Origin of the sequence: Pseudomonas sp. Marseille-Q0931 (genome assembly GCF_940789645.1) — a bacterium.
GTDB lineage: Bacteria > Pseudomonadota > Gammaproteobacteria > Pseudomonadales > Pseudomonadaceae > Aquipseudomonas.
The window spans coordinates 1-8,915 of sequence record NZ_CALNWT010000025.1 but is presented as its reverse complement, the minus strand read 5'-3'; the positions used below and the strand labels follow the sequence as shown (position 1 = coordinate 8,915).

Sequence of the window (8,915 nt, the reverse complement as noted above, 5' to 3'; positions counted from 1 at the left end):
CGGCAACATCAGGAACTGGGTGCTGGCACCAATCGTGTGCCTGAACCCGGAGCGGGAAGCGGTACTGCAGCAAACATCAAAGGCAGCGTGACACGCTCACGCGACAACTACCTTGAAAATCGCCGATAGGGTGGTGCCGCTGTTAGCTGCGAGCCGTTAATTCGGCTTCCCCTGCATCCCATATCTTGGGAAACTGTCGAATGTGGTTAAGACCCAACATCGATGTTTCCAAGGTTTCCAAGGTTTCCAAATGCAAAACATAGATGACGCAGCCCATCAGACAATCTACCGCCTGCGCGAGGCAGATGACTGGTTCGCAAGCTTGCCGGGGGAAGTGCAAGACAAAATCATCCAGTCTTCCGTATTGCGCCACTATCGCAAAGGGCAGGTGATCACTGCCCAAGGCAGCCGACCGACTGCAGCCTCAGTAGTGCTTGAGGGGCGCGTGCGGGTTTCGCGGCTGCTATTCGAGGGTGAGGAGAAGCTTTATATGATTGGCGAGAGAGGATTTTGGTTCAACTTCCTCGCCCTGATTACAGGCGAAAAGGCCGATGTGGCTGTGATCGCCGATACCAATGTGCAATTACTAATGCTGCCTCTGCAGCAATTCGAGCGAATCCTTGAAGAGGAACCTCTCTATTGCAAGGCAATTACACTTTTTATTGCCAAGCGCTATGCCGCTTTTATGCGGCACTTTGCCGATGGCCAGATGATCGTGCCGCTGCAACGGCTGCGTACAGGTTTAGCAGAACTGTTGTTGCTGCAACCACCGGCAACAGGCTCTGAGGAAGTTATTTTGAATGTTTCTCAGGCGGATTTAGCCTCCATACTTGGTTCTTCCCGCCAGACTATCAACGGGCAGCTAAAACAACTGGAAAAGGCGGGACTGATTAAGATCGGTTTTCGGCATATTCGAGTAATTGATCCAGCTGGGCTTTCTGAGCACGCGGCTAACTGAGCCGGCACTAATCTCGATGTAATTTTCGCAGGGCCGAGTGCATCGCTGTTGATCATGAGTGGACTCACCACCTGACTTCATCAGTACCACCTGACCACAATGCTAGAGGTGAACCGGCCCTATCAATAGCCCCGGCTTTCCTAGAGACCTTTGGGCCTAATAACTGCCCCCGCACGAGGGCCGCTTGGTCACCAATCAAAGACTGCTTTTGGCCGAGTCCGGTCTATCGCGTCAGGCTTGAATCGGCCATAAGCGGACATTCTGAATCGGAGGCGGCGAAAATCGCATACCACTCCGCCCAGCAGGGCTAACTTCCCAGTTCCCAATTCAGCAACCTCTAGGTAATGTAGCAATCGAACAAATTTCGTGAGATCGTTACATTGATTAATTGGCTATGTCTCGTGATGGCACTGCCTACGGCAAATGCCGCCGAGCGAATGCGCGCTTGGCGCACGTTGAAAAGCGCTGGGGCTGCGGTGCTACGCGATGGGGTTTATCTCCTGCCAGATGGCTCGGCTAGTCGTGAGGTACTGGAGTCCGTCGAGCGTGACGTGCTGGATAGCGGTGGCTCGGCGTCGCTCCTGCCGGTCACTGATCCCCAGGGTGAGCGCTTCATACCTCTCTTTGATCGTGGCGACGACTACGCCAGGTTGCGCTCGGAGGTTGAGCCCCAACTGGCCCAGCTGACTCCTGAGAATGCACTGGCGACTGCTCGCCAGGCCCGCAAGTTGCGCAAGTCGTTCGCTCAGATCCAGTCGATCGACTTCTTTCCGGGCGAACCTTTGCAACAGACAGACGCGCTGCTGCGTGATCTCGAAGTGGCCATCAACCGGGCGCTTTGCAAGGATGAGCCCACCAGCCATGAGCAAGCCATCGAGCAGCTCGATCCGCGGGACTACGAAGGGCGAACCTGGGCGACTCGCCAGCGCCCCTGGGTAGACCGCCTGGCCAGCGCCTGGCTGATCCGCCGCTTCATCGATCCAGGTGCCAGCATCCTCTGGCTTCCCTCTCCTGATGCATGTCCTGCGGAAGCACTTGGGTTCGATTTTGATGGTGCCCGGTTCAGCCATGTCGGCAACAAGGTCACCTTCGAGACCCTTATGGCTAGCTTCGGGCTGGAGGCTCCAGGGCTGCAGCGCTTAGGGGCACTGGTTCATTACCTGGATGTGGGGGGCGCGCAACCCACAGAAGCGACAGGTGTAGAGCGCGTACTGGCTGGACTGCGAGCCAGCATCGAGAACGACGATCAGTTATTGGCTGCGGCCTGCGCCATCTTCGATGGGTTGCTGGCTGCATTCAGCAAGGAAGGACAGAGTGATGAGTGAGACAGCTATGCAAGCGACTGAGCAAGACCAGGGCAGGGTAGAGAAAGTTGGCCTATTCGAGGCATTTCTGTTCTGGCTGAAACTCGGTTTCATCAGCTTCGGTGGCCCGGCTGGGCAGATCTCGATCATGCACCAGGAACTGGTGGAGAGGCGGCGCTGGATCTCGGAGCGCCGCTTTCTGCATGCATTGAACTACTGCATGCTCCTGCCAGGCCCGGAGGCTCAGCAGTTGGCTACCTATATTGGCTGGCTCATGCATCGCACCTGGGGTGGGGTGATCGCCGGCGCACTGTTCGTGCTGCCCTCACTGTTCATCCTGATTGCCCTGTCCTGGGTCTACATCGCTTTCGGCGAAGTGCCTGTGGTGGCGGGATTGTTCTACGGCATCAAGCCCGCCGTCACCGCCATCGTTGTGCAGGCTGCCCACCGTATCGGTTCACGCGCGCTGAAGAACAACTGGCTTTGGGCTATCGCTGCAGCCTCCTTTGTGGCGATCTTTGCGCTCAATATCCCTTTCCCCTTGATCGTTCTGGGGGCCGCTCTTATCGGCTATCTGGGCGGGCGGTATGCACCTGACAAGTTCAGCGTCGGTGGTGGGCATGGGGCATCCAAACAGTCCTATGGGCCGGCGTTGATCGACGACGACACGCCACCGCCGGCGCATGCGCGCTTCCGCTGGTCGCACCTAGCTCTGCTGGTTGGAGTAGGCGCCGTGCTGTGGGCCTTGCCTATGGGGCTGCTGACCGTCCTGTATGGTTGGGAGGGCACCCTGGCCCAGATGGGGTGGTTCTTTACCAAGGCCGCTCTACTCACCTTCGGCGGCGCTTATGCAGTACTGCCGTATGTCTATCAGGGCGCGGTAGGCCATTACGGCTGGCTGACACCCACCCAGATGATCGATGGCCTGGCATTGGGCGAGACCACCCCGGGGCCGCTGATCATGGTGGTGGCGTTCGTGGGGTTCGTTGGCGCCTATGTGCACCAGGTCTTCGGGCCAGAGCAGGCATTCCTTGCCGGTGCCGTGGCGGCCAGCCTCGTAACCTGGTTTACCTTCCTGCCCTCGTTCCTGTTCATCCTCGCCGGCGGGCCGCTGGTGGAGTCCACGCACAACGAGCTGAAGTTCACCGCTCCGTTGACCGGCATTACTGCCGCGGTGGTAGGCGTCATCCTCAACCTCGCGCTGTTCTTCGGTTATCACGTGCTGTGGCCTGAGGGCTTTGCAGGCAGCTTCGACTGGCCCTCGGCGTTGATCGCTGTCGGTGCCGCGGTGGCGCTGTTCCGCTTCAAGCGTGGAGTCATCCAAGTGTTGGTGGGATGTGCTCTTGTGGGATTGGCTATCCACCTGCTGCGTTAGGGAGGGGTTATGGAGCGCATATCGATTCGCGAGCTCGCTGAGTGGCAGGCTGCAGGTCGCAGCTTTGAGCTGCTCGATGTGCGCCGAGCCATCGTGCGCAACGCCGACGGGGCACAGATCGCCAACGCGAAATGGCAGGACCCCGAACTGCTTTTTTCCTGGAAGGATCAGGTGCCACGGGATCGCCCCGTGATTCTTTACTGCGCGCATGGGCATGAAATCAGCCAAGGGAGTGCCGCTACTCTCTGGGCGATGGGACTGGATGCGCGGTATCTCGTCGACGGCTTTGCAGGGTGGCGTGAAGCCAAGCAGCCGGTGTGCGATTTGGTCTAGCCATCTGGTTCTGGCCGCCTCGCGAGAGGCGACCAGCGCTGCCTTAATCAATGGCAGTGGTACGCCCCTGTGGAGTGGTTGGTATGGCAGCCCTTCGAGTCGGTACCGCCGCTATGGGCAATGGCAGCGGCGGAGGACAGGGCAATCACGGTGGCGATCAGGGCGGCAGAAAGCTTCTTCATGTTCAAACTCCGTTTCGATTGGCTCTTATATGTGATCTAGGTCACGCTCCGGATTATGGCAAAAGGCCTGCATTGAGCAAGGGAATTTTGATCGATCGGTCAGAGAGCCACACGAAGCAACGCCAGCACCGCTAGATGGCCGGGGTAGAAGTAGTAACCCCAGCGCCCCACTGGCCATATGTGTTGGGTGATTTTCTGCCGCAATAGCCACAGGCCAACCAGCGGAGCCGCAAAGGTCGTGGCCATGGCCCACCAGGTGCCAAAGGGACCAGCTCCGATCCAGCCGTCACGGCTATTGGCCAACACGCTGAAGACTGCAGGTATGAGCCAGGTAATCCAGGGGCGCTGCACTGCCAGCACCATGGTCGCCGGCAGCAGGACGCCAAACGCGCCGTACATCAGCCGATCATGCAGCACTATCGAAACGGTCAGCGTGAATAGCCCCAGCACCAAGCCTGTACGATCGCTGTGATGGACGCTCCAAGCAACTATGAGCCCCAACATCAGTGTCGGCATCACATTCAGCGTATTGCTCATCTCGGACAGCGCCCGATACGGCATCTCGGATATGAGGCTGAAGGCCAGAATCCAACTCAAGTAGCGAAAGTTATTTTCGCTGTACAGATCTCCTGGGTGGGAACGCGACACATTGGCGGCGATGCCAAGGCAGAACAGCGGAAAGGCGAAGCGTCCAACCACGAAAAGCCATGCTGTTGCTTCGGGCCAGAGATAGCGCAGGTGGTCTATGACCATTGTCAGCATGGCGAGCCATTTGACGAGATCCAGGCTGGTCGAGCGCATTACCCCATGATCCCGAGGGTCACCACGGTGAGCACCAGGTATCGAGCCGCCTTGGCCAGCAGCACGATCAAAAAGAAGCTCCAGAAGGGTTCGCGCATGACACCGGCAATCAGGGTCAGCGGGTCGCCAATGATCGGTACCCAGCTCAGCAGCAGTGACCAACGGCCGTAGCGGTGGTAGGCCCGCTGCGCGCGGGCCAGCTTGTCGTCACTGACCGGGAACCAGCGTCTGTGCCGATAGCGCTCAATGTAGAGACCGAGCAGCCAGTTGAGCGCGGAACCCAGAACGTTTCCTGCCGTAGCCACCACCAACAGCATGACCACCGAGTAGTTGCCACTTATCAGCAGGCCGGTGAGCACTGCCTCGGACTGTGCAGGGATCAAAGTCGCGGCACTGAAGGCCGCGAGGAGTAGGCCCAGGTAGCCTGATAGCTCCCACATTTAGGCGGTCAGACCGATCCAGCCATGAACACCGACGTAGATACCGACCCCAATAATGAGCATGCTCGAGAGGTAGGGCGCGCGACGCGCGACCGCTCCCAGCCATGGCCACCGGTTGGAGGCCTGGCGAGCGCCCACCGCAGCAGCTACGCCGACGGATACCAGCGTCAACGCCAGGCCGACACTAAAGCACAGCACCAGAACAGCCCCGAGTGCGACTTCCTTCACCTGCAGGCATAGCAACAGCACCGTAATCGCGGCAGGACAGGGGATCAGTCCTCCGGTAAGGCCGAACAGGATGATCTGGCCTGTAGTGACGTTGCGGTTATTGAAGCGGTTGCGGATGTCGTTGGCGTGGGCTCGCTCATGGGCATCCTGGTATCCCTCCAGCGACAGCTCCAGGCCCTGCAGATCGGAATGGTCGTGGCCGTGGTCGTGCTCATGGAAATCGAGGTCATAGTCGTGCGAATGGCCCGCGTGGCCAAGGCTCAGACGCGCGGTGAACTGATGAGGCTCTGGAATTTCCGCGACCGATTCCAGGTATTCGCCGCGATGCACAAAGCGGAACAGCTGAGCTGTCCCATCAGGACGCGTCGTCGACAGATTCACGTCTTCTGCTGGCCAAGAGTGACCAGTCAGAGTGCGCAGACGCCAGCGCGGGGGAACCCCTTCCTCGAAGATCGAGAGTTCGATTCGCCCGTGTCCGGTATCGATTCGGCGAAGCTCGTCATGGTGGTGATCATGCGCATGATCACCTTCTTCGAAACGCCACATCTGTTCGCCACGCCAGGTTCGCCACAGCATCCAGAGCGCGATGGTGATGATGATCGCGGCGGACGCGAGCTGGAAATAGGGTTCAGTCGTTTCAGCATTCAGGTTCTGGCCCAGATACATGCCGCCCATGGCCACCAGCCAGACCACCGCGGTGTGCGAAATGGTTGCCGCCAGCCCCAGCAATACCGCCTGCTTCACGGTGCCGCGGATGGCTACGATGAAGGCCGCCATCATGGTCTTCGAGTGGCCTGGCTCCAGGCCATGCAATGCCCCTAGGAGGATGGCGCTGGGGAAGTACAGCCAGGCGTGAGACGCACCCTGCTGCAGCAATTCGGCAAAGCTCGACATGGTGATACCTACAGGTACTTCGTGATCTGCTTGAAGTCTTCAAGGGAGGTGCGCTCGCCAGTAGCGAGGGCGTCCATCGTGTGCTCCAGGCAGTGATCGATGTGATCTTGAATCAGAGTGCGCTTGGCCTGGCATACGGCCTTCTCCACGGCATGCAGCTGCTGCGCGATATCCACGCACTCACGGCCATCCTCGATCATGGTGATGATGCTGCGCAGATGGCCCTCGGCGCGTTTCAGGCGCTTCATGACATCGCTGTGGCTTTGGTGTCGGTGGCCATGGCTGTGTTCGTGATCGCTCATGCCTTGAGTCCTATGCCTCGATGATTTACGCTCGCATCCTATCCCCCCGGGGGGGATACGGTCAAACGACCCTGTTGGTCCTTTGCAAGCTGCAAGACATAGGAAAATGGCTCGCCCTAGTGCCTCGAAGAAACCCGTTATCGCATTGATACTGGCCTTGCTATTGGCCTGGGTAGGGCATTCGCTGGCCGCCATCAAAGCACCGCTGATACCGGGGGATTACTCTGGCGCTGTGTCCCATGGTCATTCCCATGACGTGGACGCGCCGGCATTCCCGAGCCACAAACATGCAGCTGACCATAGCCATGAGATCCCCTATCTCGGGTCGGCGTTGACACTACTGTCACGCCCCGAGCGGGAAACCCCTCCCAGCTCGTTGCGGGCAATTGTCCCTGAAGTGCCGATCTACCTGATCGAACGGCCACCACGCTCTAGGTTCGTGCTCTGAAACCGGCCGCCTCGCGGCCCCAGACCACTACAGCCTAGGAAATCGTTATGAATTCGCTTCCCCTAAGCAGGGCAACGGCGCTGATCGCACGCCTGCGTCGATCACTCTTTCTGCCCTTGCTTACCCTCGCTCTACTGATGGCAGTCATGCCTGAGGCGCTGGCCCACGGAGTTCCCGAAGGAGACAAGGGCTTCATCCAGGAAAGTACCGGCGTGATGTTGGTGCCCTTCATCTACATGGGTGCCAAACACATGATCACCGGCTACGACCATCTGCTGTTCCTGTTCGGCGTGATCTTCTTTCTCTACCGTCTGAAGGACGTAGCGCTGTACGTCACGCTGTTCGCAGTTGGCCATTCGATCACTCTGCTCTTTGGAGTGCTTAGCAACATCAGCATCAGCTCGTATGTGATCGACGCGATCATCGGCTTTTCGGTCGTGTACAAGGCCCTGGATAACCTCGGCGCCTTCCAGCGCTGGTTTGGGTACCAGCCCGATACCCGCGCAGCAACGCTGATCTTCGGCCTGCTTCATGGTTTCGGTCTGGCCACCAAGATCCAGGAGTTCGAGATTTCTCCTGATGGCCTGATCGCCAACCTGATTGCCTTCAACGTAGGTGTCGAGATCGGCCAGCTACTGGCCCTTGGCGGCATTCTCATTCTGATGGGCTACTGGCGACGTACTGCCAGCTTCTGGCGCCATGCCTACACCGCCAACGTTGCCATGATGAGCGCCGGCTTCTTGCTCATGGGCTACCAGATCACCGGCCTGATCGTCTCTCAGTAAGGAATTCTTTTTATGTTCAATACCAAGCTTCCGACCCTCAACGAACTCCCCTCGACAGCACAGCTACTGCGCTCCACGATCATCGCGGCAATCATTGCCTGCGTGCTTCTGGTTACCGTGGTGATGCCTTCGGAGTATGCGATCGATCCCACTGGCGTGGGCCGAGCACTGGGTCTCACACAGATGGGTGAGGTGAAGATCCAGCTGGCTGAAGAGGCCCGCGCCGATGAGGCCGCAGCTCAGACGCCAACTCCGCTGCCAGCTGAAAATATCGCCGCAGCACCTGCAGCCCCTGCCACTACCCCGGCCACTCCTGCCGAGGTCATTCCCGCTCCGGAGCAACCGGCTGCGCCTGAGCAGGCTGCCCTGCAGCATGAAATGAGCATCACCTTGAGCCCGAACCAGGGCGCCGAAGTGAAGCTGGAAATGAAGCAAGGTGCCAAGGTGAACTACAGCTGGACTGCCAATGGCGGCGTCGTTAACTACGATACCCACGGCGATCCTTACAACGCGCCGCGCGACTTCTATCACGGCTACGGGAAGGGACGCTCAACGCCAGAAGATACAGGTGTTCTGGAGGCCGCATTCGATGGCAAGCACGGTTGGTTCTGGCGTAATCGCACTAGCAAACCGGTGACCGTCACCCTGCGAACTCAGGGCGACTACATCAGCATCAAACGCGTGATCTGACGCTTCGTCAGGCAGCCCTACCCGGGGCTGCCACTCACTGTCCGCTGCTGGCCCAGAGTGTGTAAAAACGCCCGGATAAACCCTTGCTATGATTTCTGAGAATCTCATCGCAAGGGTCGCCTATGAAACGGTTTATCCAGGGTGAACACCGAGGTCAAAGCACTTTACTTCCCGA

The 8,915-nt window shown here is 58.7% G+C and carries 11 protein-coding genes; 6 read left to right on the top strand and 5 right to left on the bottom strand.

All coding sequences use genetic code 11. From position 1 onward, the window contains the following. Positions 1–250: 250 nt before the first annotated feature. The 4 genes from P3C50_RS24100 to P3C50_RS24085 all read left to right on the top strand — a co-directional run bounded on the left by P3C50_RS24100 (position 251) and on the right by P3C50_RS24085 (position 3,970). Entirely contained in the window at positions 251–958 is a 708-nt protein-coding gene (locus tag P3C50_RS24100) for a Crp/Fnr family transcriptional regulator (protein ID WP_275547890.1), read from the top strand. 380 nt (positions 959–1,338) lie between these two features. Further along, positions 1,339–2,283, top strand: coding sequence for a chromate resistance protein ChrB domain-containing protein (locus P3C50_RS24095; RefSeq protein WP_275547889.1), 945 nt, complete (start codon positions 1,339–1,341; stop codon positions 2,281–2,283). Continuing rightward, positions 2,276–3,637 carry a chromate efflux transporter gene (gene chrA / locus P3C50_RS24090; RefSeq protein WP_275547888.1) on the top strand — a complete coding sequence of 454 codons (1,362 nt, stop codon included), beginning with the start codon at positions 2,276–2,278 and terminating at the stop codon, positions 3,635–3,637. Before P3C50_RS24095 ends, chrA begins: the two co-directional genes overlap by 8 nt. Positions 3,638–3,646: 9 nt before the next feature. Then, entirely contained in the window at positions 3,647–3,970 is a 324-nt protein-coding gene (locus tag P3C50_RS24085; protein ID WP_275547887.1) for a rhodanese-like domain-containing protein, read from the top strand. Between the two features lie 47 nt (positions 3,971–4,017). Here the strand turns inward: P3C50_RS24085 and P3C50_RS24080 are convergent, their stop codons facing one another. The 5 genes from P3C50_RS24080 to P3C50_RS24060 form a co-directional block, all read right to left on the bottom strand. Further along, entirely contained in the window at positions 4,018–4,152 is a 135-nt protein-coding gene (locus tag P3C50_RS24080) for a YHYH domain-containing protein (RefSeq protein WP_021489078.1), read from the bottom strand. 99 nt (positions 4,153–4,251) lie between these two features. Then, positions 4,252–4,953, bottom strand: a complete 702-nt coding sequence (locus P3C50_RS24075) for a TraX family protein (RefSeq protein ID WP_033985554.1) — start codon at positions 4,951–4,953, stop codon at positions 4,252–4,254. Beyond that, positions 4,953–5,393 (bottom strand): YqaA family protein, encoded by a 441-nt coding sequence (locus tag P3C50_RS24070; protein ID WP_033985552.1) that lies wholly within the window; start codon positions 5,391–5,393, stop codon positions 4,953–4,955. Before P3C50_RS24070 ends, P3C50_RS24075 begins: the two co-directional genes overlap by 1 nt. Beyond that, positions 5,394–6,515: a nickel/cobalt efflux protein RcnA gene (locus tag P3C50_RS24065; protein ID WP_033985550.1), complete on the bottom strand. Its 1,122-nt coding sequence runs from the start codon at positions 6,513–6,515 to the stop codon at positions 5,394–5,396. An 8-nt stretch (positions 6,516–6,523) separates the two neighbouring features. Beyond that, positions 6,524–6,817 carry a metal-sensing transcriptional repressor gene (locus P3C50_RS24060; protein ID WP_003246772.1) on the bottom strand — a complete coding sequence of 98 codons (294 nt, stop codon included), beginning with the start codon at positions 6,815–6,817 and terminating at the stop codon, positions 6,524–6,526. A 495-nt stretch (positions 6,818–7,312) separates the two neighbouring features. Here P3C50_RS24060 and P3C50_RS24055 point away from each other — a divergent pair, with 495 nt between their 5' ends. Then, complete coding sequence (locus P3C50_RS24055; RefSeq protein ID WP_275547886.1) at positions 7,313–8,050, top strand: HupE/UreJ family protein; 738 nt, start codon at positions 7,313–7,315, stop codon at positions 8,048–8,050. A gap of 12 nt (positions 8,051–8,062) precedes the next feature. Further along, entirely contained in the window at positions 8,063–8,740 is a 678-nt protein-coding gene (locus tag P3C50_RS24050) for a hypothetical protein (protein WP_033985546.1), read from the top strand. Positions 8,741–8,915 lie beyond the last annotated feature (175 nt).

Excerpts from the sequence above, each read along its gene's own strand:
- chrA (WP_275547888.1), top strand. The coding sequence starts at position 2,276 with ATGAGTGAGACAGCTATGCAAGCGACTGAGCAAGACCAGGGCAGGGTA.
- P3C50_RS24050 (WP_033985546.1), top strand. The coding sequence starts at position 8,063 with ATGTTCAATACCAAGCTTCCGACCCTCAACGAACTCCCCTCGACAGCA.
- P3C50_RS24060 (WP_003246772.1), bottom strand. The coding sequence starts at position 6,817 with ATGAGCGATCACGAACACAGCCATGGCCACCGACACCAAAGCCACAGC.
- P3C50_RS24065 (WP_033985550.1), bottom strand. The coding sequence starts at position 6,515 with ATGTCGAGCTTTGCCGAATTGCTGCAGCAGGGTGCGTCTCACGCCTGG.
- P3C50_RS24075 (WP_033985554.1), bottom strand. The coding sequence starts at position 4,953 with ATGCGCTCGACCAGCCTGGATCTCGTCAAATGGCTCGCCATGCTGACA.
- P3C50_RS24055 (WP_275547886.1), top strand. The coding sequence starts at position 7,313 with ATGAATTCGCTTCCCCTAAGCAGGGCAACGGCGCTGATCGCACGCCTG.
- P3C50_RS24080 (WP_021489078.1), bottom strand. The coding sequence starts at position 4,152 with ATGAAGAAGCTTTCTGCCGCCCTGATCGCCACCGTGATTGCCCTGTCC.
- P3C50_RS24070 (WP_033985552.1), bottom strand. The coding sequence starts at position 5,393 with ATGTGGGAGCTATCAGGCTACCTGGGCCTACTCCTCGCGGCCTTCAGT.
- P3C50_RS24085 (WP_275547887.1), top strand. The coding sequence starts at position 3,647 with ATGGAGCGCATATCGATTCGCGAGCTCGCTGAGTGGCAGGCTGCAGGT.
- P3C50_RS24100 (WP_275547890.1), top strand. The coding sequence starts at position 251 with ATGCAAAACATAGATGACGCAGCCCATCAGACAATCTACCGCCTGCGC.